Source organism: Plantactinospora soyae, assembly GCF_014874095.1.
Classification (GTDB): Bacteria; Actinomycetota; Actinomycetes; order Mycobacteriales; family Micromonosporaceae; genus Plantactinospora; species Plantactinospora soyae.
The window spans coordinates 7,728,129-7,752,941 of the sequence record NZ_JADBEB010000001.1; the positions used below are offsets into that span (position 1 = coordinate 7,728,129).

The 24,813-nt window shown below is 71.2% G+C and carries 26 protein-coding genes; 9 read left to right on the forward strand and 17 right to left on the reverse strand.

Annotated features, from left to right (window positions below):
• Positions 1 to 5: 5 nt before the first annotated feature.
• The 4 genes from H4W31_RS33955 to H4W31_RS33970 are packed head-to-tail and all read left to right on the forward strand — an operon-like array spanning position 6 to position 4,309.
• Positions 6 to 962, forward strand: coding sequence for a sugar phosphate isomerase/epimerase family protein (locus H4W31_RS33955; protein WP_318783557.1), 957 nt, complete (start codon positions 6 to 8; stop codon positions 960 to 962).
• Positions 963 to 996: 34 nt separating this feature from the next.
• Positions 997 to 1,959: an NAD(P)-dependent oxidoreductase gene (locus tag H4W31_RS33960; protein ID WP_192770345.1), complete on the forward strand. Its 963-nt coding sequence runs from the start codon at positions 997 to 999 to the stop codon at positions 1,957 to 1,959.
• On the forward strand, positions 1,956 to 3,812 hold the full coding sequence (locus tag H4W31_RS33965; protein ID WP_192770346.1) for a dihydroxyacetone kinase family protein: 1,857 nt from the start codon (positions 1,956 to 1,958) through the stop codon (positions 3,810 to 3,812). The genes H4W31_RS33960 and H4W31_RS33965 overlap by 4 nt, the downstream gene beginning before the upstream one ends.
• Positions 3,809 to 4,309, forward strand: coding sequence for a ribose-5-phosphate isomerase (locus tag H4W31_RS33970; protein ID WP_192770347.1), 501 nt, complete (start codon positions 3,809 to 3,811; stop codon positions 4,307 to 4,309). The genes H4W31_RS33965 and H4W31_RS33970 overlap by 4 nt, the downstream gene beginning before the upstream one ends.
• A 317-nt stretch (positions 4,310 to 4,626) precedes the next feature.
• Here the strand turns inward: H4W31_RS33970 and H4W31_RS33975 are convergent, their stop codons facing one another.
• The 10 genes from H4W31_RS33975 to H4W31_RS34020 form a co-directional block, all read right to left on the reverse strand.
• Entirely contained in the window at positions 4,627 to 5,238 is a 612-nt protein-coding gene (locus H4W31_RS33975) for a dihydrofolate reductase family protein (RefSeq protein ID WP_192770348.1), read from the reverse strand.
• A 189-nt stretch (positions 5,239 to 5,427) separates the two neighbouring features.
• Positions 5,428 to 6,474 carry a 5-dehydro-2-deoxygluconokinase gene (gene iolC / locus H4W31_RS33980; RefSeq protein ID WP_318783558.1) on the reverse strand — a complete coding sequence of 349 codons (1,047 nt, stop codon included), beginning with the start codon at positions 6,472 to 6,474 and terminating at the stop codon, positions 5,428 to 5,430.
• A gap of 65 nt (positions 6,475 to 6,539) precedes the next feature.
• Positions 6,540 to 6,701: a hypothetical protein gene (locus H4W31_RS33985; RefSeq protein ID WP_192770349.1), complete on the reverse strand. Its 162-nt coding sequence runs from the start codon at positions 6,699 to 6,701 to the stop codon at positions 6,540 to 6,542.
• Positions 6,694 to 7,716, reverse strand: a complete 1,023-nt coding sequence (locus H4W31_RS33990; RefSeq protein WP_192770350.1) for an outer membrane protein assembly factor BamB family protein — start codon at positions 7,714 to 7,716, stop codon at positions 6,694 to 6,696. The genes H4W31_RS33985 and H4W31_RS33990 overlap by 8 nt, the downstream gene beginning before the upstream one ends.
• 39 nt (positions 7,717 to 7,755) lie before the next feature.
• Positions 7,756 to 8,190 (reverse strand): VOC family protein, encoded by a 435-nt coding sequence (locus H4W31_RS33995; protein ID WP_225945820.1) that lies wholly within the window; start codon positions 8,188 to 8,190, stop codon positions 7,756 to 7,758.
• Positions 8,191 to 8,277: 87 nt separating this feature from the next.
• A complete protein-coding gene (locus H4W31_RS34000) occupies positions 8,278 to 9,180 on the reverse strand; it encodes a 5-oxoprolinase subunit C family protein (protein ID WP_192770351.1) in 903 nt (300 codons plus the stop codon).
• Entirely contained in the window at positions 9,177 to 9,794 is a 618-nt protein-coding gene (pxpB, locus tag H4W31_RS34005) for a 5-oxoprolinase subunit PxpB (protein ID WP_192772611.1), read from the reverse strand. Before pxpB ends, H4W31_RS34000 begins: the two co-directional genes overlap by 4 nt.
• Positions 9,795 to 9,820: 26 nt before the next feature.
• Positions 9,821 to 10,522: an ABC transporter ATP-binding protein gene (locus H4W31_RS34010; protein ID WP_192770352.1), complete on the reverse strand. Its 702-nt coding sequence runs from the start codon at positions 10,520 to 10,522 to the stop codon at positions 9,821 to 9,823.
• Positions 10,523 to 11,245 (reverse strand): ABC transporter ATP-binding protein, encoded by a 723-nt coding sequence (locus H4W31_RS34015; RefSeq protein WP_192770353.1) that lies wholly within the window; start codon positions 11,243 to 11,245, stop codon positions 10,523 to 10,525.
• 64 nt (positions 11,246 to 11,309) lie between these two features.
• The gene (locus H4W31_RS34020) at positions 11,310 to 12,395 is read right to left on the reverse strand and encodes a branched-chain amino acid ABC transporter permease (RefSeq protein ID WP_192770354.1); all 1,086 of its coding nucleotides are present in this window, start codon (positions 12,393 to 12,395) and stop codon (positions 11,310 to 11,312) included.
• 248 nt (positions 12,396 to 12,643) lie between these two features.
• Here H4W31_RS34020 and H4W31_RS34025 point away from each other — a divergent pair, with 248 nt between their 5' ends.
• On the forward strand, positions 12,644 to 13,747 hold the full coding sequence (locus H4W31_RS34025; protein WP_225945821.1) for an RNA-guided endonuclease InsQ/TnpB family protein: 1,104 nt from the start codon (positions 12,644 to 12,646) through the stop codon (positions 13,745 to 13,747).
• Here H4W31_RS34025 and H4W31_RS34030 read toward each other — a convergent pair.
• The 4 genes from H4W31_RS34030 to H4W31_RS34045 all read right to left on the reverse strand — a co-directional run bounded on the left by H4W31_RS34030 (position 13,744) and on the right by H4W31_RS34045 (position 18,333).
• Complete coding sequence (locus tag H4W31_RS34030) at positions 13,744 to 14,604, reverse strand: branched-chain amino acid ABC transporter permease (RefSeq protein WP_192770355.1); 861 nt, start codon at positions 14,602 to 14,604, stop codon at positions 13,744 to 13,746. The two genes, H4W31_RS34025 and H4W31_RS34030, sit on opposite strands and share 4 nt — an antisense overlap.
• 33 nt (positions 14,605 to 14,637) lie before the next feature.
• On the reverse strand, positions 14,638 to 15,903 hold the full coding sequence (locus tag H4W31_RS34035; protein ID WP_192770356.1) for an ABC transporter substrate-binding protein: 1,266 nt from the start codon (positions 15,901 to 15,903) through the stop codon (positions 14,638 to 14,640).
• Between the two features lie 111 nt (positions 15,904 to 16,014).
• Positions 16,015 to 17,358, reverse strand: a complete 1,344-nt coding sequence (locus tag H4W31_RS34040) for a hypothetical protein (RefSeq protein ID WP_192770357.1) — start codon at positions 17,356 to 17,358, stop codon at positions 16,015 to 16,017.
• A gap of 213 nt (positions 17,359 to 17,571) precedes the next feature.
• Positions 17,572 to 18,333 (reverse strand): LamB/YcsF family protein, encoded by a 762-nt coding sequence (locus tag H4W31_RS34045; RefSeq protein ID WP_192770358.1) that lies wholly within the window; start codon positions 18,331 to 18,333, stop codon positions 17,572 to 17,574.
• 153 nt (positions 18,334 to 18,486) lie between these two features.
• Here H4W31_RS34045 and H4W31_RS34050 point away from each other — a divergent pair, with 153 nt between their 5' ends.
• Entirely contained in the window at positions 18,487 to 19,194 is a 708-nt protein-coding gene (locus H4W31_RS34050) for a GntR family transcriptional regulator (RefSeq protein WP_318783559.1), read from the forward strand.
• Positions 19,195 to 19,256: 62 nt separating this feature from the next.
• Here the strand turns inward: H4W31_RS34050 and H4W31_RS34055 are convergent, their stop codons facing one another.
• Both H4W31_RS34055 and H4W31_RS34060 read right to left on the reverse strand, forming a co-directional pair.
• Positions 19,257 to 20,459, reverse strand: a complete 1,203-nt coding sequence (locus H4W31_RS34055) for a hypothetical protein (protein WP_192770360.1) — start codon at positions 20,457 to 20,459, stop codon at positions 19,257 to 19,259.
• A gap of 326 nt (positions 20,460 to 20,785) precedes the next feature.
• Entirely contained in the window at positions 20,786 to 21,967 is a 1,182-nt protein-coding gene (locus H4W31_RS34060) for a metallophosphoesterase (protein WP_192770361.1), read from the reverse strand.
• A gap of 363 nt (positions 21,968 to 22,330) precedes the next feature.
• Here H4W31_RS34060 and H4W31_RS34065 point away from each other — a divergent pair, with 363 nt between their 5' ends.
• The 3 genes from H4W31_RS34065 to H4W31_RS34075 all read left to right on the forward strand — a co-directional run bounded on the left by H4W31_RS34065 (position 22,331) and on the right by H4W31_RS34075 (position 23,905).
• On the forward strand, positions 22,331 to 22,714 hold the full coding sequence (locus tag H4W31_RS34065; RefSeq protein ID WP_192770362.1) for a DnaJ family domain-containing protein: 384 nt from the start codon (positions 22,331 to 22,333) through the stop codon (positions 22,712 to 22,714).
• A gap of 53 nt (positions 22,715 to 22,767) precedes the next feature.
• Positions 22,768 to 23,400 (forward strand): TetR/AcrR family transcriptional regulator, encoded by a 633-nt coding sequence (locus H4W31_RS34070; protein ID WP_192770363.1) that lies wholly within the window; start codon positions 22,768 to 22,770, stop codon positions 23,398 to 23,400.
• Between the two features lie 100 nt (positions 23,401 to 23,500).
• Positions 23,501 to 23,905, forward strand: coding sequence for a nuclear transport factor 2 family protein (locus H4W31_RS34075; protein WP_225945822.1), 405 nt, complete (start codon positions 23,501 to 23,503; stop codon positions 23,903 to 23,905).
• Between the two features lie 58 nt (positions 23,906 to 23,963).
• On the opposite strand, the gene H4W31_RS34080 is transcribed toward H4W31_RS34075, so the two are convergent.
• Positions 23,964 to 24,812: a class I SAM-dependent methyltransferase gene (locus H4W31_RS34080; protein ID WP_192770364.1), complete on the reverse strand. Its 849-nt coding sequence runs from the start codon at positions 24,810 to 24,812 to the stop codon at positions 23,964 to 23,966.
• Position 24,813: the final 1 nt, after the last annotated feature.

Sequence of the window (24,813 nt, forward strand, 5' to 3'; positions counted from 1 at the left end):
GAACAGTGGCGGACAACCAGACCTCCCACCGCGTCGACGGCGAGCAGGGCTGGTCGTTGGCGGCGGCCATGCTGCCGTTCCCGGCCGAACTCCGACCCGGCGTACCGGTACAGGACGCCCCGGCACAGGTGTGGCGGGACATCCTGGCCGAGGTGGCGGCCGAGGGTTTCACCGAGGTCGACCTGACCGACTCGTGGGTCCGGGCCGGCGACCTCTCCCCGGCCCGGCTGACCGAACTGGGTGCGGCGGTCCGGGCGGCCGGGCTGCGGGCCGAGGCGATCTCGGTGATCCGGCGCAGCGTCATCGACCCGGTGGCGGGGGCGGAGAACCTCGACTACAGCCACCGGTCGGTCGACGCTGCGGCGGCACTCGGCTGCTCCGTGCTCAGCGTCGGCCTGCACCGTCCGCTCACCGCGCGGCAGCGCGAGGTGCTCTGGTTCTGGACCGTGGACGGGCCGCGCGACGCGGACGATCCGGAGACCCGCCTGTTGGCCGCCTCCCGGCTACGCGAGCTGGGCCGGCACGCGGCCGAGGTCGGCGTCGCGCTCTCCCTGGAGATGTACGAGGACACGCTGCTCGGTACCGCCGACTCCGCCGTCCGGCTGGTCGAGGAGATCGGGCATCCGAACGTCGGACTCAATCCCGACCTCGGCAACCTGGTCCGGCTGCACCGGCCGATCGAGCCGATCGAGGTGATGCTCGACAAGTGCCTGCCGCTGACGAACTACTGGCACGTCAAGAACTACCACCGGTTCGAGGACGGTACGACCGGAGCGGTGCTCAGCACACCGACCTCGATGGAGCTGGGCGTCATCAACTACCGCCAGGCGGTCCGCTCCGCCGTCGCGTACGGCTTCACCGGGGCGTTCTGCCTGGAGCAGTACGGTGGGGACGGGCTCGGCGTGATGTCCACGAACCGCCGCTACCTCACGTCGATCCTGCCCCCGAAGGAGGCACGGTGACCCGGCCCGGACCACTGCACACAGAGGACAGTCGATGAGCGCCCCGCCGTCGCCCGACGACCCGACTTCGCCGACGGTGGCCGTACTCGGACTGGGCGCGATGGGGCTGCCGATGGCACTCCGGCTCGGCACCGAACTGCCGGTACGGGCCTTCGACATCGCCGCCGAGCGCCGTGAACTCGCCGCCCTGGGCGGTGCGGTCGGGTCGGGAAGCCCGGCACTGGCCTGCCGGACGGCCGACGTGGCGGTGCTCGCCGTACGGGACGAGGCCCAGCTCCGGACGGCACTGTTCGGCGACGACGGCGCGATCCACACCCTGCGGGCGGGTGCCGTGGTGGTGCTGACCAGCACGGTCGGCCCCGAGGCGGCGCGCACGGTCGCGGCGGCGCTGGCCGAACGGGAGATCGACCTGATCGACGCACCGGTCAGCGGTGGACCGGTCCGGGCCGGCACCGGCGACCTACTGATCATGGTCGGCGCCACGGACCGGGCGCTCGCACGGGGGCGCCGGGTGCTCGACCTGCTCGCCTCCACCGTCCACGTCGTCGGCCCGCGCCCCGGTGACGGTCAGACCATGAAGACGGTGAACCAACTGCTCTGCGGCATCCACACCGCCGCCGCGGCCGAGGCGTTGGCACTGGCCCGCGCGCTCGGCCTCGATCTCGACACCGTGGTCGAGGTGCTCGGCTCGGGCGCGGCGGCCTCGTTCATGCTCGCGGATCGAGGCCCACGGATGGCCCGGGCGTACACTGGCGAGGTCGAGTTGCGGTCCCGGTTGGACGTGATCAGCAAGGACATGCACATCGTGGGCCGGGTCGCCTCGGCGGCGGGGGTGCCGACACCGGTCGCGGCCGCCGCCACCCAGCTCTACACCCTGGCGATGCGCCAGGGCATGGCGGCCGAGGACGATTCGACGCTCGTCACGCTGCTGGCGCCGGAAGCCGGGACAGCCGGGTCGGTACGGCCCGACGAGCCGACCGGAGGAGCTGGCCGATGACCCGACTGTACGACGATCCCGCCTCGTTCACCGAGGACATGCTCGCCGGCTTCCTCGACCTGCACCGTCGCTACGTCCGAGGCGTTGACGGCGGAGTGGTCCGGGCCGGGGCGACCCGCACCGGAAAGGTCGCGGTGGTGGTCGGCGGCGGATCCGGGCACTATCCGGCGTTCTGTGGTGTGGTCGGTCCCGGCTTCGCCGACGGCGCGGTGGTGGGCAATATCTTCACCTCCCCCTCGGCGCAGCAGGCGTACGAGGTGGCCCGGGCCGCCGACAACGGCGGCGGGGTGCTGTTCCTCTTCGGCAACTACGCCGGGGACGTGATGAACTTCGGGCTGGCCCAGCAGCGGCTGCGGGCCGAGGGGATCGACACCCGGACGGTGCTGGTCACCGACGACATCGCCAGCGCCGTTCCGGCGGAGGCGGACAAGCGCCGTGGCATCGCCGGTGACTTCGTGGTGTTCAAGACCGCCGCCGCGGCGGCCGAGGCCGGTTACCCGTTGGCCGAGGTCGAGCGGGTGGCTCGGGCCACCAACGAGCGGACCCGGTCGCTCGGCGTCGCGTTCGCCGGCTGCACCCTGCCGGGTCAGGATCATCCGCTGTTCACCGTGCCGGCCGGCACCATGGGACTCGGGCTGGGCATCCATGGCGAGCCCGGGGTCTCCTCCGACGACCTGCCCAGCGCCGCGGAACTCGCCCGGGTGCTGGTCGGGGGCGTACTCGCCGAACGGCCGGAGGGCGCCGGACCCCGGGTCGCCGTCATCCTCAACGGTCTCGGCGCCACGAAGTACGAGGAACTCTTCGTCGTCTGGAAGACGGTCGCCGAGGAACTTGCCCGGGCCGGGCTGGAGGTGGTCGATCCCGAGGTGGGCGAACTGGTCACCAGCCTCGACATGGCCGGCTGCTCGCTGACGCTCTGCTGGCTGGACGACGAGCTGGCGGACCTCTGGTGCGCGCCGGCCGACACTCCGGCGTACCGGAAGAACCCGCACCGGGTCGCGGACGTCGCCGACGGGATCGATCGGGCCGTGCCGGGCGCCACCGACGGCGGGCAGGTCTCCGACTCCGCGAACCGCGATCGGAACTCCGGCGCCGCGAACGGCGGGCAGGATTCCGACTCCGGAACCGGCGTACCGAAAACGGTCCGGAGCAGTCCGGACTCGCGGGAGTACGGTCGGGCGGTCGCCGAGGTGCTGGCGGAGGTCGCCGAGGCGATCGCGGCCGCCGAGGATGAACTCGGTCGGCTCGACGCGGTGGCCGGGGACGGTGACCACGGGCGCGGCATGCTGCGCGGGGTGCGGGCCGCCGTCGACGCCGCGCGGGCGAGCGTCGACAGTGGTCACGGCGTCGCGTCGGTGCTCGGCGCGGCCGGAGACGCCTGGGCGGGCCGGGCCGGTGGCACGTCGGGAGTGTTGTGGGGCGCCGCCCTCCGCTCGGCCGGCGGACAGCTGGGCGACGAACGGAGCCCGCTCGGTACGACCGACGTCCGGGCCGCGGTCTGGGCCGCGATCGAAACCGTGCAGGGACTCGGCGGTGCCGAGCCTGGCGACAAGACGCTGCTCGACGCGCTGGTGCCGTTCCACGACGCCCTCGACAGCGCGGCCGGGTCGGGCACCCCGGTCGGGGCGGCGTGGCAACAGGCGGCCCGGGTGGCGCAACAGGCGGCGGACGACACCGCCGGGCTGCGGCCCAGGATCGGCCGGGCCCGTCCGCTGGCCGACCGGAGCGTCGGCACCCCGGACCCCGGCGCCGTGTCGCTGGCGCTCTGCCTCCGCACCGTCGCGACGGCATTCGCGCGGCACGCCCACAACGCCCCGGAAGTCTCCCTCGTGGACGAGGGGTCGGACCGGTGACCGGCGACCGGCTGCGCATCGTCGTCGGCTGCGACGACGCGGGGCTGCACTACAAGGAGATCCTGCGAGCCGATCTGGAGGCGGACGACCGGGTCGCCTCGGTCGAGGACGTCGGCGTGGGCCGGGGCGACGCGACGGCGTACCCGCACGTGGCGGTGGCCGCCGCCCGGCTGGTCGCGCAGGGCCGGGCGGACCGGGCACTGCTGATCTGCGGTACCGGCCTCGGGATGGCGATCGCGGCCAACAAGGTGCCGGGAGTCCGAGCGGTCACCGCGCACGACGGCTTCTCGGTGGAACGCGCCGTGCTCAGCAACGACGCCCAGGTGCTGGCGATGGGGCAGCGGGTGATCGGGCTGGAGCTGGCCCGTCGCCTGGCCCGGGAGTGGCTGGGTTACCGCTTCGACGCCTCGTCGGCGTCCGCCGCCAAGGTCGCCGCGATCACCTCGTACGAGACGGTGGTCCCGACCGACGACGGCACCGGGACCGGCTGCGACTGACCGTACCCGTCGCAGTCGTGGCGTCCGGGTTGGTGCCGGACGCCTCGGTCAGGAGGCTGATCGTGGCGGCCTCGGCGTGCACCTCGATGCTCTGCGGGGCCGGTGGTCCGGCCAGCGGACTGCGCGAGTCACCGCGCCGGTCGTACGTCAGCACCGTGTACCGGTCGGCGAGCTGCCGGGCCAGGCCGGCGTACCTTCCGCGTCGTACAGTGCGCCGCAGATCAGCAGCAGGATCGGACCCCGGCCACGTACCTCGTAGTGCAGCCGCGCTCCGGGCACCTACAGCAGTTGTGTCCGGGCCTCCGCGTCGCCGGCCGTCATCGCTTCACCCGGTATCCGAGGTGGGCGACCCGCTCGCCGGTCGCCATGGTGATCCCCGGAGCCCCGGCGAGGTCGTCGAAGAGTCGGATCCCGCCACCGAGCAGGACCGGAGCCAGGTCGATGTCGAACTCGTCGACCAGGCCCGCCGCGAGATACTGGCGGATGAGGTTCGCGCCGCCCGAGATCCTGACGTCCTTGTCCCCGGCCGCCGCCCTGGCCTGGGCGAGAGCGCTTCCGATGCCGTCGGTGACGAAGGTGAAGGTGGTTCCGCCCTTTCTGATCCAGGGCTCCCTTGAGTGGTTGGTGACCACGAAGACCGGCCCCCGGAACGGCGCGTCCTCCGGCCAGGCGACCTCTCCCTCGTCGAACATCCGCCGCCCCATCACGTTGGCCCCGATCCGCTCGAACGTCCGCCGGACCCGGTCGTCGTCGGGTCCGGTCTCGCCAGCGCCACCGGCGAGGTGCAGCCGCTCCTTGAAGGTCGCCGTCCGGAAGACCCAGTCGTGGATTCGGGCGGCGCCGTCCCCCATCGGATTGTCCGGCCGGGCGTTCGGCCCGGCGATGTAACCGTCGAGCGACATACCTACCGTGAAGAACACCTTTGTCATCGTTCTCTCCTGCCTGTTCCGATGCTTCCACCAGCCAGACGGAGCCGTCGGCCGCCGCTCTACATCCAACGAGCGTCCGGCGGAGAATTTCTCGGTGGATCGGCCGAGCCGAGCCTTCGACTCCGACGATCAAGGCCGGACGGCACCACCGGCGGCGGCCGAGCACGATGGCCCGGCGCCGGGCCCGCCCTAACCGACCGGGTGTCGCGGCACGACGTCGGACGAGGCCGGGTCGACGTCGGGCGAAGCCGACACGATGTCGGACGAAGCCGACACGACGTCAGACGAAGCCGGGTCGAGCTCGGCGAGCACCTGCTCGACCTCGGCGCTGGACGGCATCGCGGCGGAGCAGGCGAGCCGGGACGCCACGATCGCGCCGGCCGCGTTGGCGAAGCGTACGACCCGGGCCAGCGGCCAGCCGGCGAGCAGCCCGTGACAGAGCGCGCCGCCGAAGGCGTCCCCGGCGCCGAGGCCGTTCACCACCTCAATCTCCACCGGCGGCACCTCGACCAGTTCGTCGGCGGTCCGGGCGAGCACCCCGTCCGGTCCCCGCTTCACCACGGCCAGTCGTACGCCCCGGGCCAGCAGCGCCTCGGCTGCGGCGTGCGGTTCACGTTCCCCCACGGCGGTGGCGCACTCGTCGAGATTGCCGACCGCGACGGTGGCGTACCGCAGCGCCGAGTCGTACGCGGCCTTGGCGTCCTGGCGGGAGGGCCAGAACGCCGCCCGGTAGTCGAGGTCGAAGACGGTGTTCTCGGCGCGTCCCCGGACCCCCAGCGCGGCGAAGTGCGCGTCCCGGCTCGGCAGCTCACACAGTCCGGTGCCGGTGAACCAGAAGACCCCGGCGGCGCGGATGGCGGCCAGGTCCAGTTCCTCTGGATGGATCTCCAGGTCCGGTGCCTTCGGATAGCGGTAGAAGTAGATCGGAAAGTCGTCCGGCGGGAAGATCTCACAGAAGGTGATCGGGGTGGGCAGGCCGGGAACCGCCGTTACCCACCGGTCGTCCACGCCGAAGTCGCCGAGCGCCCGGTGCACGTACTCGCCGAACGGGTCGGCTCCGGTCCGGGTGATCAGGGCGACCCGTCGACCGTGTCGGGCCGCCGCCACGGCGACGTTGGTGGCGCTGCCGCCCAGGAACTTGCCGAACGTCTCCACCTCGGGCAGGCGGGTGCGGGTCTGGAGTGGATAGACGTCGACACCCACCCGACCCATGGTGATCACCTCGAACGGGGTCACCGAATCATGTAACCCCGGTGCGTCCCGACCGGTCAAGATTGGACGGGACGCACCAGGGTCACGAATCAGCGGTGCATCAGTGCGAAGACTCCCCCGCCGAGGTACCCGCACTGGTACCTGACCTGCCGGACCACAGCGGAGGTGAGTTCCGCCCGCCTCCCGGCGGCCAACTCGTCGTCAGGACTGGCGTCGAGGCAGCGCCGGAACCGCAGGCGAGGGTTATCCATCCCACTGGGTGTCCCAGTTGCCGGCGGTCAGCGAGCCCTTGCCGACCACCAGCAGGGTGTCCGCCGCCAGATCGCGTAACCCGCCGACCTGCTGGTCGACGTGCACCCGGTCGACCACGGCACCGGTGGCGTCGACCAGCGACAGCGTGCCCGGCCGCACGGCGGCGAGAACGTACCCCGCTCCCGTTGGGACCACCCCGTCGGCGGTCGCGCGTCCGAGGTCGACCCGCCAACGCGGCTGGCCGGTCGCCGCGTCGAGCGCGACGACGCCGCCACCGACCTCCCGGACCCACACCGTCGGACCGCACGGGTACGGCGACGTGACGACCAACGCCCGGTCATGCCGGAAGAACTCGCCCGCCTCATCCGCACCGGGGCGGATCTGCCACACCGTCCGCTCCCCGCACCGGATCAGGAACCGGTCCTCGCCGACCGCGGCGAACGCCGGCCCACTGTCGACGGCGCAGATCGGCTCAGGCACCGCCCAGCGGGTGATCTCGGCACCGTCCCGTACGTCGAGTAGCCGCACCGAGTTGTCGTCGTGCCCTCCGGTCAGTACCTGCGGCCCATCGCCCACCCTGGCCGGCAGCACCGTGCGTACCCGATCCGGGCTCTTCCAGCGCGGCGTGCCGTCCCACCGGTCGAAGGCCCGCAGAGCGGTGTAGCCGCGCCAGCCGCCCACCAGGACGACGTCTCCGACCACCACCACCTGGGCGGTCCACCGGGGCAGTGCGGCACTCCACCGCACCTCGCCGCTGTGCAGGTCGAGACAGCGCAGTTCGTCGCGGTCCTGGCTGATGACCCAGCACTGGGTGCCGTCGACCACTACGTCCCGGGGCCAGGTGCCGATCGGTACTTCCCACCGCGCGACGCCGTCGGTCGGGTCCAGGTCGACCAGCCGGGTGTGGCGCTCGTGCACCAGCAGGTGCCCCGGCACGATCGCGAGGGCGCTCGCCGACCCCCGCTGGTGCAGCGGCCGACGCCACAGCGTCCGGAAACCCCGACCCGGCGTCACAGTGTCCGGAAACCCTGCCCCGACGTCACCGGGCCGAACTCACTTGGCGAAGATCTGCGACTCGTCACGGAATGCCTTGAACTCCAGGGCGTTGCCGGCCGGGTCGCGGAAGAACATCGTCCACTGCTCCCCCGGCTCCCCGGCGAACCGGAGGTACGGCTCGATCACGAACTCCGCACCGCCGGCCCGGATCCGATCGGCCAGGGCGTGGAAGTCGTCGATGGGAAGGATGAGCCCGAAGTGCGGCACCGGTACGTCGTGCCCGTCGACCGGATTGCGCCCCGCGTCCGCCTGCCGAGCCGCCGGTACGACATGGGTCACCAACTGGTGGCCGTAGAAGTTCCAGTCCACCCAGACGTCCGCCGACCGGCCCTCGGCGAGCCCGAGCACGCCGCCGTAGAAGGCCCGGGCCCGCTCCAGGTCGTCGACCGGGATCGCAAGGTGGAACCCGGGACGGTTGGTCACGGTCATCATGTGCTCCTTTCGCCGGCACGTCCGCCCGGACGCGCCACCATCCAAGCATGATCTTGTCCGAGCAGAGCGGTGAGGAAGGGCCCCCGCCTATCGTTTTCTGTATAAGAAGGGCCCCTTCCTTGCACCCTCGACGATCTGGAAGCGGATCGGGGTGCCGGGGGCGGCCTGGGCGGCCAGGGGTAGGTCGTCGGGGTGCAGCACGCCGATCACGGGGTAGCCGCCCACGGTCGGATGGTCGGCCAGGAAGATGACCGGGGTGCCGGCGGCGGGCACCTGGACGGCGCCGAGCACCACCCCCTCGCTGCGCAGTTCCCCGCCGATCCGCCGGGGCAGCGCGGGCCCCTCCAGGCGCATCCCCACCCGGTTGCTCAGCATGGACACCCGGTATCCGGCGCCGGTGAGGATCCCCGGCGCGTCGTCGGTGAACCAGTCGGCGCGCGGACCCAGCGTGACCCGCAGGGTCGTCTCCTCGGTCAGCGTCCCGGTCGGGGCGACGTCGACCGGGGCGGGCGGGCCGGCGACCTCACCGAGCGGCAGCCGGTCGCCGACCGCGAGCGGGGACGGCCCGAGTCCCGAGAGCAGGTCGGTCGACCGGCTGCCGAGTACCGCCGCGACCGCGATCCCGCCGGAGAAGGCGACGTAGCTGCGGAGACCGCGCTTCGCGGTGGCCACGTCGACCCGCGCGCCCGCCGGCACCGACACCGGTGCCGACCAGCCCACCGGCCGGCCGTTGACGGTCACCGGCGCCCACGCCCCGGTGACCGCGACGGTGGCGGCCTGGCCGACCCGGAGCGAGACACCGGTGATCGTCGTCTCGATCGTCGCCGCGTCGGCGGGGTTGCCGACCAGCCGGTTCGCCAGCAGGTGCGCCGGCCGGTCGAGCGCTCCCGACCGGGGTACGCCGAGGTGGGCATGGCCGGGTCGGCCGAGGTCCTGCACGGTGCTGAGCGCGCCGGACCGGACCACCTCGACGAACCGTCCGGTACTCATCGGCCGACGTCCCGGAACCGGACCCGGGTACCGGGGGTGAGCAGGGCGACCGGGTCCCGGTCCGGATCGAAGAGCACCAGGTCGGTCCGGCCGAGCAGCTGCCAGCCGCCCGGCGAGTCCCGTGGGTAGATCCCGGCGTAGCCGCCGGCGAGCGCGACCGACCCGGCCGGCACCCGGGTCCGGGGCACCGCCCGCCGGGGCAGGTGGTAGCGCTCGGGCAGTCCGGTGAGGTAACCGAAGCCGGGCGCGAAGCCGCAGAAGGCGACCCGGTACTCGGGAGCGCTGTGGATCCGCCCGACCTCCTCCTCGGGTACCTGCCAGGCCCGGGCGACCTCGGCGAGGTCGGCACCGTCGTACCGGACCGGCACCTCGACCAGCGGGCCGTCCGGCGGGCGGACCGACGTCGGCCGCCAGGCGGTGAGCTGCGCCGCCAGGCCCGCCGGATCGTCGAGCCCGTCGACCAGCACGGTGAGTTCCCCGGGTACGACGTCCTCGACGCCGGGCAGTTCCCCACGTTCCCGCCGCCGGTCGAGCTCGGCGACCAGCGCGTGGGTGTGCGCCGGCTCCGGCAGCTCGACCAGCAACGCGCGCAGGCCCACCGGGATGATCCGCACCGCCGCCCGCCCCTCGTCGACGCGGCTCACAGCCCGAGGTACGAGCGCCGTACCTCGTCGGACTCGGCGAGTTCGTCGGCCGGGCCGGACATCACCACCTCGCCGGTCTGGAGCACGTACGCCCGGTCGGCCAGTTCCAGCGCCGCCCGCAGGTTCTGCTCGACCAGCAGCATGGTGGTACCGGCACGACGGATCTCGGCGAGCACCTCGAAGATCATCTTGGTGAACTTCGGCGAGATGCCGAGCGACGGTTCGTCGAGCATCAGCAGCTTCGGCCGACTCATCAGTGCCCGGCCCAGCGCCACCATCTGCTGTTCGCCCCCGGAGAGCGTGCCGGCGCGCTGCCCGGACCGCTCGGCCAGGATCGGGAAGAGTTCGTACACCCGGGACAGGTCGGCCTCCCGCTCCGGCGTGCTGCGGTGGTACCCGCCGAGCAGCAGGTTCTGCAGCACGGTCTGGTGCCCGAACAGCCGCCGCCCCTCCGGCACCAGTACCGCACCCAGCCGGGCGATCCGGTACGCCGGCAACCTGCTGATGTCGGAGTCGAGGAAGGTCACCGTGCCGCGTACCGGTCGGTGCAGTCCGGAGACGGCCGCGAGCAGCGTGCTCTTGCCGGCCCCGTTCGCGCCGACCAGCGCCACCAGCTCGCCGGGTTCGACCCGCAGGTCGACGCCGCGCAGCGCGACGACCCCGGCGTAGTCCACATGGAGATCGCTCACGGTCAGCATCTACAGGGCCTTTCCGAGGTACGCCTCGACCACGGTCGGATCGTGCGCGACCTGCTCCGGCGCGCCCTCACTGATCTTCTCCCCGTAGTGCAGCACTACCAGCCGATCGCAGAGCGGCATGATGACCTCCATTACGTGTTCCACCATCAGGATGGTGACGCCGCCACGGTTGATGGTGCGGACGATCTCCACCGCCTCGCGCGCCTCGGTGGGTGTCAGTCCGGAGAGGACCTCGTCGAGCAGCAGCAGCTTCGGTTCGGTGGCGAGCGCCCGCCCCATCTCCAACCGCTTCTTCCAGGCCGCGGTGAGCGACGCGGCCGGCGAGTCCAGCACGGGCACCAGGCCGGCCAGTTCGGCGACCTCCCGGGCCCGCCGCCGGGCGTCCCGCAACCGGGGATGTCGGACGAAGGATGCCGTGGTCAGGTTGTCCAGCACGGTCATCGAGCCGAAGACCCGCATCAGCTGGAAGGTACGGCCGACCCCGGCCCGGGCCGCCGCGTGCGGCGGCCAGCCGGTGACGTCCCGGCCGTCGAAGTACAACCGGCCGGCGGTGGGGCGCTGGGCGCCGGCCACCATCGAGAAGAGCGTGCTCTTGCCGGCGCCGTTGGGTCCGATCAGGCCCATGATGGCGCCCTGCTCGACCTCGAAACTGACGTCGCGGTTGGCCCACAGCCCGCCGAACCGGCAGGACAGGTTGTCGACCTTCAACAGGCTGCTCGTCATGCCGGTCCTCCGGTGCGCTCCGTACCGGCCTGAGGCACACGCCCGGGCCCGCCGATCCGCTCGCTCATGCCTTCACCTCAGCAGACTCGGCCGGGCCAGGGTCGGTTTCCGCCCGGGACGTCCGGCCCAGGCGTCGGGCGATCGGCCCCCACAACCGTTGCAGAATGGCCAGCAGGCCGCCCGGCTCGGTGATCGACACCAGGACGATCAGCGCGCCGTAGAGCAGCAGGTCGACCGAGCGCCCACTTCCGGAGAACTCCTGCCGGGTGACGTCCTGGACGAAGACCAGCACCCAGGCGCCGAGCAGCGGCCCCCAGAACCGGCCGACCCCGCCGAGCACGGCCATCAGGGTGAACGACACCGAGAGGTCCAGGCCGAGTCCCGAGGGCGGGTCGACGAAGAGGACGTACATCACGTAGAAGCCACCGGCCAGCGCGGTGATCGCCCCGGACAGGGCCGCGGCCGCCAGCTTGTACCGGTGTACGTCGATCCCGACCGCCGCCGCGGCGGCCTGGTCGTCGCGGATGGCGCGTACGTAGTTTCCGGCCCGGCCGCGCAGGAACAGCCAGACCGCGAGCGCGGCCAGGCAGAAGAAGGCGAGCGCCACGTAGTAGTACGGCCGCTTGTCCAGCAGCGAGAACTGGAGGTTGGCCAGGGACGGCTCGACCACCGGCAACTCCCAGCCGTTCGCCTGTCCGAGGCCGGGCAGGTTGGTGACCAGGATGAAGACGATCTCGGCAACGGCGATGGTGGCGATCGAGTAGTAGTGGTGCCGCAGCCGGAAGCACGGCCAGCCGACGGCGGCGGCGAACAACGCGGCCAGCGGCAGCGAGAGTGCGATCGCCAGCCAGGGCGACCAGCCGTCGCGGACCAGCAGCGCGGTGGTGTAGGCGCCGGTGCCGAAGTACAGCGCGTGACCGAAGGAGACCTGACCGGCGTACCCGCCGAGCAGGTTCCAGCCGGTGGCCGCGATGCCGAAGGTCAACGCCAGGATGCCGATGTTGTGCGCCGCCGAGTCGGCGAAGACCAGCGGGTACGCGGCCAGCGCCGCCACGATCACCACGGCGGTGGTCCAGGACGGCAGCCGCCGTACCGGAAGTGCGCGGAGCCGGGCCGGCGACGGCTGGCACTGTACGGTCGGCGCGCTCATCGTCCTACCTCTCGTGATTGGCTCATCAAGATCCGCCCGAGGAACCCCTGGCCTCAGCCACGGGCAGGAAAGGGCGGTCAGGCGTGGTGGTGGTTTTCGGCATGTCGTCGTCTCCGTGTGAGCGGAACTGTCGGATGTGGCTGGGATGCTTTCGGATGTGGACGAGACGGTGCGGTACACCTACCGGTTGCGCCCCGGCGCGACCGCGGGAGCCGCGCTGCTCCACGAGTGGGGGCGGGGTCGCTGGTTTGTGGAACGAGGCCGTCCACCAGCAGCGGTCCTGTCGCAAGCCGACCTTCGGCAAGCTGTCGAAGCTGCTGACCGAGGCACGGGCCCGCTCGTCGTGGCTGCGCGACGGGTCCCAGGTCGCCCAGCAGCAGACGCTGCGCACCTACGCTCTCGCCTTCCAGCACTCTTTCCGGGTGAAGGGACGGGGCCGGCCGAGACCAAAGCGGCGTAAGGACACCTTGCCCAGCCTTGAATACACCACACGCGGCTTCTCGATCCGCGACCACCGACTGCGGCTGCCCGGCGGCGTCAGCATTCCGGTCGTCTGGTCCCGTGAGCTGCCGTCCGATCCGACCAGCGTCCGGGTCTACCAGGACTGCCTCGGGTACTGGCACGCCTCCTTCGTCGTTCGCCGCGACACCACACCCGCGCCCGAGGCCAACGGGACGATCGGTGTCGACTGGGGTGTCACGACGACCGCGACCACGACAGATGCCGTCTACGATCTGCCGTACCTCGGCCATCGGAAACGGTGTGCCGCCGAACTGGCCAAGGCGCAGCGTCGGATGGCCCGGCGACGGCGGGTGAAGGGCGCCCGGCCGTCGAACGGCTACCTGCGGGCCGAACGCCAGACGGCGAGAATAGCGAAGAAGGCAGCTCGACAGAACATCCACGATGCCCGGGTCTGGGTGAAAAGGGTCGTCGACAACCACGCCCTGATCGCTGTGGAGGACTTCCAACCGAAGTTCCTGGCCAAATCCCGGATGGCGCGCAAGGCTGCTGATGCGGCGATCGGGATAGCGAAGCGGGAACTGGTCGAGCGTGGTTTGCGGGCGGGCCGGAAGGTGGTGCTGGTGCCGCCCGCCTACACCACTATGACCTGCTCGCAGTGCGGTACGAGAGCCAAGAACCGCCTCGGGCTGGGTGTCAGAGTCTTTCGGTGCGACACCTGCGGGTACACCGCCTGTCGGGACCGGAACGCCGCGAGGACGATCCTCGCCACGGCAGAGCGTAACCGTGCTGGTGCCGACGACGTGAGACATGCGATCACCTCCTTCCGGGACGGTGCTCGGGTGCGGTCCGAGCCAGAAATCCCCCGGCTTCCAGCCGTGGGGAAGCGTTAACGAGTCCCCAGCAGCCCCTGCGGTCGTACCAGGACGACCACCAGATACAGCGCCAGCGCCGCCGCGAGGGTGTAGCTCGGGGCGTACAGCCCGACCACTCCCTGGACGACTCCGACCAGCAGCCCGGCCAGGGCAGCCCCGGTGATGCTGCCGAACCCGCCGAACGCGACCACCACGAAGGCCATCAGGACGAAGCTCACCCCGGCGGTCGGCGACGCGGAGTACGAGTTCATCAGCAGCGCCCCGGCGACCCCGGTGGCCAGTCCGGCGATCACCCAGCACAGGGCGTACATCTTGCGGGGGTCGATCCCCATCAGTGACGCCGCCGCCGGGTCCTCCCCAGCGGCGCGTACGGCGCCACCGAGGCGGGTCCGGTTCATGAAGTACGCCACCGCACCGGTGGCCAGCAGCGCGCCGACCGCCATGATGACCTGTGGTCCGCCGATCACCACCGGACCGATCTCCCAACGCAGGCCGGCGGCCCAGGGCCGGGGAACGGTCCGGGTGTTCGGCGTCCAGAGGAACTGGGCCAGGCCGCGCAGGAAGACCTGGAGTCCGAAGGTGACGATCACCTGTGCCAGCGGTGACTTGCCGAGCACCCGACCGACCGCACCGATGTACATCAGCAGGCCGGTCAGCGCGATCGACACCCCGGCGAGCGGGATCGACCACAGCGGGTCGAGGCCCAGCACCGACCAGGCGAAGAACGAGGTGTACATGCCGAGCATGACCATCTCGCCGTGGGCGAAGTTGATCACGTCCATGACGCCGTAGATGAGCGTCAGTCCGACCGCCACCAGCGCGAAGACCGCGCCGATCAGCAGTCCGTTGACGACCGACTGGAGGAGGTCACTCATGCCGCCTCCTCGGCGCCCAGCCGCTGCGCCCGCTCACTGCTGTGCCTTGTTCATCGGCCAGATCGGCTGCACCGAGGAGAGCTCGGCCGGGAAGACGACCCGGTACTTCCCCTCGATCATCTGCTCGACGACTCCGGCGGCGCCGGTGTTCTGGCCCTTGTCGTCGAACTTGATCCCGGTCCACGGCATGATCGTCTTGTCGCCGGGGATGTCCAGCGCGCGCAGCGCGTCCCGGATCGCGGCCGGTTCGGTCGACTTCGCGGTGTCGATCGCCTGGGCCAGGGCCAGCACGGCGGTGAAGGCCCGCGCCGAGTTCTCGGTCATCGGGGCGCCGTACCGCTGCTGGAACAGATCCGCCACGGTCTTCGCCGCCGGCCGCTTCGCGGCGATCTCGCTGGACCAGGCCGCCCGACTCGACGCGCCGTTGGCCAGCGGACCGAGCCCGGTGGCGAACGCCGGGTCGGCGAACCCACTGCCGTAGGCGAGCAGCGCCGGCGGATAGTAGTCGAGCTGGTCGAGCGTCTTCATCAGCTTGATCGCGGCGTCGGTGTAGGCGAGCACGAACAGTACGTCCGGGTTCTTGCTCCGGACCTGCGCCACCTGGGAGCCCAGGTCGGCCGCGGTCGGGTCGAACGCCACGTTGACCGTGACCGGAAGACCGACCTCGGCGGCGACCTTCCCGGTCACCCCGGCGCCGTCGTTGCCGAACTGGTCGTTGCTGTGGAAGATGCCGACGGTACGGATCTGGTCGCCGCCGGCCTGCCGGGCCTTGAGGTAGTCGAACATCGACCGGGCGAACGTCTCGTCGGTCGGTCCGGTCCGGAAGAACCACTTCAGGCCCCGCTCGCCGAGCGCCACCGACGACGAGGCCTCGTTCACGAACGGAACGCCGAGCCGCTCGGCCCGCTGGCTCGCGGTCAGGGTCACGCCCGACTGGTACGAGCCGATCACCGCGGCGACCTTCTCGGTGGTGACCAGCCGGTCCACCTCGCCGGCACCGATCTCGGGCTTGCCCTGGGTGTCACCGGTGATCAGCTTCACCGGCGCTCCGCCCAGCCCCGGCAGTCCGGTGCCCGGTCCCAGCGGCAGGTCCAGTCCGGGATGGTCGTTGTTGACGACGTCCACGGCCAACTCGGCGCCGTGCAGTACGTCCGTTCCCTGGGTGGCGTTCGGACCGCTGAGCGGCCACAGCCCGGCGAGCTTGACCTCGTCGGTGGAACCGGCGTCGTCCCCGCCCCCACAACCGGCGAGCCCGGCGACGAGAACAAGGGCGACCGTGATGCTGGCAATCTTGCGCATGGTCAGGCCTTTCTGCTCGGAGGTGCAAGGAAGGGCCCCTTCCTATCGTTTTCTGTAGAAGAAGGGGCCCTTCCTAACGCGTGGCCCGCCCGAGGGGGCTGGGCGGACTGGTCAGGAGACGGCGGCGCCGGCTGCCTTCACCAGGGCGACGGTCTGCTCGATGGTCTGCGCGCGGTCGGCGGCGAAGGGGCCGTCGATGATCGCGAGCGGATCCTGCGGGTACACGAGCGAGGAGATGTGCAGGTGCCCACCGGGTACGTCGGTCGCGCCGAGCGCGATCCGCAGCCGGTTCGAGCGGTACATGCTCTCGTTGGACAGATAGTTGCCGCCACCGCCCGCCTGCGCCTGTGCGCCCGGCGACGGGCCGTTGCCGTGGCAGGAGACCTTGGTCGGGTCGGGCCGGGTGTTGCCGGTCCACTCGCAGATCTGCGGGTTGAGCGCGGTCGGCCACGGCGTCGTACCGGCGTCGATCATCTGCTGGAACGGCAGGGTGGTCTCGATGAACTCGGGGTTGGTCGACGGCTGCGGCCAGTCCGTCACCGGCGGCACGAGTTCGGGGGTGCCCTCGTTGTTGTTGTCCGGGCTGCCGCCGCGCCAGGCGCCGGCCCACTGCTCGATCGCCATCCGGGCCCGGCCGCCCTGGCTGATCGTCATGATCAGGTCGGCGCGTTCCCTGCTGTTCCGGGCCAGGTGCGGTCCGAAGGCGTCCTCGACGTAGCCGAGGTCGAAGCCGCTCCAGGTCACCGGCAGCGAGAACGCCTGGATCTGGACGGTACGGTCACCGACCCGGTACTCCTGACCGTCGAGTTGCATCGCCGAGGCGCCGGACGGGTTGGAGCGCCGGATCTCCCCGTTCAGCTGGTACGGGTCGAAGCCGCTGACCAGCACCCGGGTCACCTGCCGGCTGGACGAGAAGTCGGTCGAGGAGATGCCCCGGGAGGCGTACTCGAAGGTCTTCAGCAACGAGGCGCGGGCGGCGGCGGTGACCGCGAACCGCGGGGTCCACTGCCGCAGGTCGCGGGTGCCGGTCAGGCGCGACCAGTAGAGCGGCCGGTCGTCGTACCGTTCGATGCTGCCCATCCAGCGCTTGCCCTGGGCCCGCTCGACGGCGGTGCGCCACAGTTCGGCGCCCCGGGACTGGAGCAGCTTGTCGGCCTCCTTGACCGACCGGACCCCGCACAGGTCCGCGCTGAGCCGCGTGACGAAGGAGGTGAAGCCACCGACCTCGACCAGTCGGCTCGGAACCTGTACGCCGCCCGGCAGCGCGGGCGTGTCGATCCGGGTCTCCTCGTACGTCGTGGGAAGGGTCCGGTCGTAGCACTGCGTGCTCGCCGGGGTCTGCCCGGTCGGGCTCGTCGGCTGGGCACCGGCACCGCCGGGCAGCAGCAGTACCAGGGAGGCACCGATGGCGGTGGCGGCGAGCAACCTGGCTCGGCCACGTACACTCTCAGTCAACTTCTGCACATGCAAGGTGATCTTCGACCTTCCTCGATAGCTGCGCCGGTTCCGACCGTCCAGGCCCAACCAGGTGGATGGAGCCGGCGCTTCACTGGGGGTTGGTGCTGCCCGCCCGCGGCATCGGGCGGCGGCGGTGAAGGTGTGGGAGCCGGTGACCGTCGGCCGGATGCGTCGCCGCTCCGGTCGGCGGGAACCGATCCGGGGTGACCCCTAACTGAAGGTGCTGAGCTGGACGCCCGCGTCCTGCAACGCGGTGCGCACCTGACGGGCCAGTTCCACGGCACCGGGTGTGTCTCCGTGTACGCAGAGCGACCGGGCCCGGACCGCGACCGTGCCACCGTCGACGGCGGTCACCTGACCGGTCGTCGCCATCTTGACGCAGCGTTTCGCCACCATCGTCGGATCCGTGACCAGTGCCCCCGGGCTGCCGCGTTTCGCCAGGCTGCCGTCGGACTGGTAACCACGGTCGGCGAAGGCTTCCCGCACCGTTTTGAGGCCCACCTCGTCGGCCTGCCGCAGCAGTTGCGAGCCGGGCAGGCCGAGCATCGGCAGGCTCGGGTCGTACGCGGAGACGGCGGCCACGACCGCACCGGCCTGCGCCGGGTCGGTCACGGTCCGGTTGTAGAGCGCGCCGTGCGGCTTGACGTAGCGGACCCGACCGCCCTCGCTCCGGGCGATCCCGTCGAGTGCGGCCAGTTGGTAGAGCACGTCGTCGGCGAGCCGGTCGGGCTCGATGTCCATCGCCCGGCGACCGAAGCCGGCCAGGTCCCGGTAGCCCACGTGGGCGCCGATCGACACGTCCCGGCTGATCGCCTCGGCGCAGACCCGTCGCATGATCGTCGGATCTCCGCCGTGGAACCCGCAGGCGACGTTGGCGCTGGTCACGATCGAGAGCAGGGCCATGTCGTCGCCCAACTGCCAGACCCCGAAGCCCTCGCCGAGGTCACTGTTCAGATCGAGGATGACCGACATTGCGCCTCCTGGGGGAAGAGTGCGACCGTGCGCCGTGAGTTCAGGTTTGCAGACTGTTGAACAATCCGTCAATGGTCATGTTGACTTGTAACCTCGTCGCAGCATGGACCTTCTCTCGATTGTGGGCCCGAAGGAATGAAGGACAATGATCGCGTGACGTGGCTGGCGAAGCTGCAAGATGACCGTGCGTTGATCAGCCGGGCGAGTACGGCGCAACGGGTGGCGGAGATCCTGCGCGCGCGGATCACCGAGGGCGCCCTGCTGCCGGGCACCCGACTCTCCGAGGAGATGATCGGTGCCGCGCTCGGGGTCTCCCGCAACACGCTGCGGGAGTCGTTCCGGCTGCTGATGCACGAGCGGCTCGTCGTACACGAACTGAACCGGGGGGTCTTCGTCCGGGTGCTCGACGTCGAGGACGTGATCGACATCTACCGGGTACGTCGGGTGCTGGAGTGCGCCGCCGTGGCCAACGCCCGGAACAGCCTCCCCGACGCGCTGGAGGCGATCGAGGCGGCCCTGCTCGAGGGTGAGCAGGCCGCGGCGGAACAGCGGTGGTTCGATGTCGGCACCGCCAACATGCAGTTCCACCAGGCCATCGCCGGCCTTGCCGCCAGCCCCCGGGTCGAGGAGATCATGCGGCAGACCCTGGCCGAGATCCGCCTCGCCTTCCACGTGATGGCCGCGCCGCAGACCTTCCACCAGCCCTACCTCGAACGGCACCGGGAGCTGCTGGGGCTGATCCGGGCCGGTGACGTCGAACGGGCCACGGCGGTACTCGACGACTACCTGCGAACCGCGGAACGGCAACTCGTCGACGCGTACGCCGAGCGGATGGTGGACAGCGCGCCGGCACCCCGGTAGCCGGCCGACGGCCGGTCAGACCGTGTGCAGCGCGTACACCCCGGTAGCCGGCCGACGGCCGGTCAGACCGTGTGCAGCGCGTACACCCCGGCGTCCGTTCCGGCGCCCGCGGGCCCGGCCAACGCCGACCACGCGGTGCCGTTCCATCCGGCCACCTGGTTCACCACCACGCCACCGGCCCGGCCGAAGAAGCCTCCGGCGACCAGCCGGCCGTTGTGGACGGCCAGGGACACGACGATGTCCTCGGTGCCGGCACCCGACGGCCCGGCCAGCGCCGACCAGGCACTGCCGCTCCACCGTGCCACGTAGTTCGCCGGCACCCCACCCGCCTCGGTGAAGGTGCCGCCGACGACCAGCGACCCGCCGTAGACGGTCAACGCCCGGCCCTCCGCGTCCAGCCCCGCGCCGAGCGTCGACCAACCGCTGCCGTCCCACTCGGCGACGTAGTTGGCGGCGGTCCCGCCGGCCTGGGTGAACCCACCCGTGGCCAGCAGCGAGCCGTCGAAGACGGTCAGCGCCAGGACGTCGCCGTTGAACCCGGTGCCCAGGGTCGACCAGGCGCTGCCGGTCCAGCGCGCGATCCCGTTGGCGGCGGCCCCGCCGGCCTGGCTGAACCCGCCCCCGACGATCAACGCGCCGCCGTAGACGGCCAGGTCCCAGACCGAGGCGACGTTCACCCCGGTGCCCGCCGGCCCGGTCAGCGGTGACCACTCGCTGCCGTCCCAGCGCGCGATGTGGTTGACGGTCACGCCGCCGGCCCGGAGGAACTGCCCGCCCACGATCAGGTCGCCGTCGAACACCGCCAACGCGTCGACGAAGTCGAGGGGGGTCGTCATCACGCCGGTACCGGACGAGCCGGTCAACGGGAGCCAGGCGGCGCCGTCCCACCGGGCGATGCCGTTCACCCGTACCCCACCGGCGGTCAGGAAGTTACCGCCGGCGATCAGGTCTCCGTCGTACACCGTGAGCGCGGTGACCGAGCCGTCCGGTCCGGCGCTCGACGAAGCACCCAGCCTCGACCACGCCGAACCGTTCCAGGTCGCCAGCCGGTCGACCGCGACCCCGCCGGCCTCGGTGAAGGTCCCGCCCGCGTAGAGGCCGGGGGCGGCGGCGGCCCGGGCCCCGCTCTCGCCTCCGGCCAGCACCTCGGCGCCCGGCCGCCCTCCGGACACCGGCGTCTGCGGTGCGAGGCTCCACCCGGTCAGCACCGCCAACACGAACACGGCGGCACGGCGACGCAGGGTGGACCTCCCAGGACCGAACATGGTCACGTTCCCTCCGCCAGGTCCGCCCATCCCGGTCGGATCCTGCCAGGAAACATATATCACCATCTATGTAACGGCAACGCGGCCGGCCCCGGCGACCGGCACCGGGGCCGAGAGCTGGGCGGACACCCACCCTGACCAGGTTTTCCGCAGATCCACGCCGGGAACGGGAAGCGGTCGAGGGACGAGGCTCCTGGGCCGGGGACGAGACCGGGACCTGAGCATCGGCCGGGCACCCGGCCGCCGGTGGCGCTCGGCGGATTCAGCCCGCACGCACGGTGGCGTCCGGCGGGTTCAGCCGGCACGCACGGTGGCGTCCGGCGGGTTCAGCCGGCACGGAGGGTCAGTACGGTGATCTCGCTCGGCGCGAAGATCCGCAGCGGCGGGCCCCAGAAGCCGGTACCCCGGCTCGTGTACAACTGGGTCCGGTCACCGTGCCGGGTGAGGCCGTGCACCGTGGGCTGGTCGAGGCGTACCAGGAAGTTGAAGGGCCAGATCTGACCACCGTGGGTGTGGCCGGAGATCTGCAGGTCGATGCCGTGCGCGACCGCCGCGCCGATCTGCTTCGGCTGGTGGGCGAGCAACAGCACCGGGAGGTCGGGGTCGGCGCCGGACAGCGCGGCGACGTGGTCGGCGTGGTGACCGGGGCGTCCCGAGGCTCCGGCGGTCGCGTCGTCGACGCCGGCCACGACGAGCCGGGCGCCGTCGCGCTCCACGACGACGTGCCGGTTGTGCAGCGGCTCCCAGCCCAGCTGACGCATGTGGTCGAGCCAGCCCTGGGCCTCGCCGAAGTACTCGTGGTTGCCGGTCACGTAGGTCCGGGCGAGCCGGGCCCGGACCTCACCCAGTGGTGCGGCCTGGTCCCGTCGCTGCGCGACCGTCCCGTCGGCGATGTCGCCGGTGTGGCAGACGATGTCGGGATCGAGTTCGTTGACGGCCGCGACGACCCGGGCCGACCAGCCGGCCCGGTCGATCGGACCGTAGTGGGTGTCGGTGAGCAGGACGACCCGGACGCCGTCCAGGCCCGCGCCGAGCCGACGGACCCGCACGTCCACCCGCCTGACCCGGGGCACCCGCATCGCCTCCACGTACCCCCAGAGCAGCAGCCCGACGGCGACGACGGCGACGGCCACGGCGGTGATCCGGGACCGGACCGGGTCGCCGACGCCGCCGACCGCCAGCCCGATCCGCAGCAGGTTGCCGAGAAGCGACCAGACGAAGAGCACCCAGACCACTCCGAGCAGGGTGTCGCCGGTCCGGGCCGCCCAGTCCTGGTGCCGGGCGCCGTGTCCGAGGTACATCAGCGCGGGGAACGCCACGAGGGCCGCGACGAAGATGATCGTGCCGGTGGCGGTCACGGGGGTCGGCCAGTGCGCGCCCGCGACGATCAGCGTCCACCACGGCACCCCGAACAGCAGCGCCGAGATCCCGGTGATCGTCAGGGTGAACAGGATCGGCCGTAGAGATCGCCTCGCCGGTGCCGCCCGCACCGCTCCGGTGGCTGACACAGCTTCGACTCCTCAGCTTGTCGCGGGAATTTCTCGGCTTCGGTCACCGACATCGCGAGTCCACGTCCGGCCCGTACGGGCACGCCGTCGGTCCGGTTCGTGCAGCATGACAGGCCGGGTACGCGATCGACCACGTTGCTGAGCACGGCCACAGGATCGACGGCCGCCGCTGAGAACGCCGCTGGTCGGACGGGGTGTCCCGGCGCACACGGCCGGCCTGGCGCCCGGACCCCGACCTAGAATTGGGCCGCACGATCGCCGCAGGCTCGGCGAACCCGCCCGGCGGCGCAGGCCCAGGAACTGGTCATCCCGGCAGCGGGCTGCCATGCGGCGGGTGGGTACGGAGCCGAGGGAGGACATTCGATGCCGAGTCGGTACGAATCCCCAGTCGAGCGCCAGATCCGGGAGGCGCAGGAGCGGGGCGAGTTCGACAACCTGCCGGGCGCCGGCCGGCCTCTACCCGGGTACGGCGGCACGGACGACGAGAACTGGTGGATCAGAGACTGGGTACGCCGGGAGAACCTCACCGGACTCGCACCGACCTCGCTGAAGATCCGCAAGGAGGTCGAGGACCTGCTGGGGCGACTGGCGAGGGAGTCGTCCGAACAGTCCGTACGCGCCGTCGTCACCGAACTCAACCAGCGGATCCGGCAGGCCCGTCTGGGACTGGTCGACGGGCCGCCGGTGGTCCTGCGTACCTTCGACGTGGACGAGGTCGTCGAGACCTGGCGACGGCGAAGGCATTAGAGCCTTCCCTAGAGTTGTTCACTAGCGAACGTCTCTAGACGTACGTTATAGCCGTGACGGATCTCAAGCGAGCGAACAAGCGGACCCAGAAGGCCGCGGAGACCCGGCGACGCATCCTGGAGGCCGCTCGCGATCTCTTCCTCGATCAGGGATACGGCGCGACGAACCTTCAGGAGGTCGCGGCCGCCGCAGGTGTCGCGGTGCAGACCATCTACTTCGTCTTCGGCAACAAGCGGACGCTGCTGAAGGAGCTCGTCGATGTGACCATCGCCGGGGACGACGAGCCGGTCGCGACGATGAACCGACCCTGGTTCCGGGACGCCCTGGCGACCGACACCGCCGCCGCCCACCTGGCCGCACACGTCCGAGGAACCCGGGAGATCCTGGAACGGGTCGCCCGAATCACCAAGATGGTCGGCACGGCCGCTACCACGGACATCGAGGTCGCACAACTCTGGCCACCTGGCCGGGATCCCCGGTTCCAGGTGCAAACGGCCGCCGCGAAGGCCATGGTCGTCAAGCCGGGTGCACGGCCCGGAGTCTCGGCGGAACAGGCTGCGGATCTCCTGTACGCCCTCCTGAGCCCCGAGCTCTACCTGCTCTTCGTGCAGGAGCGCGGCTGGTCATCCGAGCAGTGGGAACAGTGGACCTACGACACCCTGCTCCCCCAGCTCTGCTCCCCCTAGGACCCGGCTCGCCCATACCGGTCGCGATGCTGGACAAGATGAGTCGCCACTCACTATCTTTTTTTCATGAGTCAGCACTCATTTTAAGGAGCGAACCGCCATGGAGATCACTCCGCGCGACCTGTTCCACCGGATGCGGCGACAGTGGCTCGACCATCCCGCCGCACTGACCGGCGAGGACCTGGCCGACGACGTGGTCGTGGAACTTCCGTTCGCCCGGCCGGGCCAGCCGAGCAGGTTCGGAAGCAGGCAGCAGTTCCTGGAATTCGCCAACCCGCAGCGGGCCATGCTGCCGGTTCGATTCGACGACTGCCGCACCGTCGCCATCCACGACACCACGGACCCGCACACCATCGTCGTCGAGTACGAGCTGACCGGCACGTCCACGAAGACCCATCGGCAGTCCACGGCCGCCTTCGTCGGCGTACTGACCGTTCGCGACGGGAAGATCGCCCTCTGGCGCGAGTACCAGGACACCGCGGCCATCCTGGAAGCCGTCGGGTAGACGCCGCGGCAGCCATGCGTCGGCCGGCCGGATGTCTGCGACAGCCTTGGTGCGGTGGTCAGTGACGGCGGGCGGTGACGATCCAGGCACGCGAGTCGAAGCACACGCCGGCGTCGGTGGTGTGGGCGGCGAGGGTGGCGCGTAGCCGCTTGCGTGCCTGCTCGGCCGTCACGTCGTCACGGTTGGCAAGCAGGTCTTCGAACTCCCACAGGCGGACCACGGCCTCGAAGGCGGTGGCGCTGTCCGGGCCGTAGTAGACGGGCTCGTGCACGTCGGTGAAGCTGACTTCCGCGAAGCCGGCCGCCACCAGAATGCCTTCCGTGACGGTCGGGTCGGCGAGCGAGAACGGGTCCGGACCGCCGGTGGGAGGGGTGGGTGCGGCTGTCGCTGCGGTGAGAGCCCGGCGGATCGCGGTGGCCCATTCATTGGCGTCGCGGTCCTGCCAGACCAGCAGCACCAGGCGCGCTCCGGGGCGCAGGGCGCGCCCGATATTGGTGAACGCGGCGACCGGGTCGGCGAAGAACATCGTTCCGAACCTGCTGACGCAGAGGTCGAAATGCGTCGGTGGGAAGCGGTGGACCTGGGCGTCCGCCTGCTGGTAGGTGATGTTGGACAATCCCTGGTCGTCGCTGAGCTGTCGGGCCCGGTCGAGCATTCGTGCGGAGAGGTCCACGCCGACCGCGCTTCCGGCGACGGCGGCGCGGGCGGCCTCGCGTGTGGACTGGCCCGTGCCACAGCCGATGTCGAGCACCCGGTCACGGGAGCCGACCCGGGCAGCGACGCGGAAGAGCTCGTTGTGCAGCCGCAACTCTGCGTCGTAGTCGAACAGGTCGGCGTGCCTGGTTCCGTGCTCACCCGTGGTCGGCTCGGAGTTCGACCGCGCCTGGGTACCGTCCTCGTCGGACATC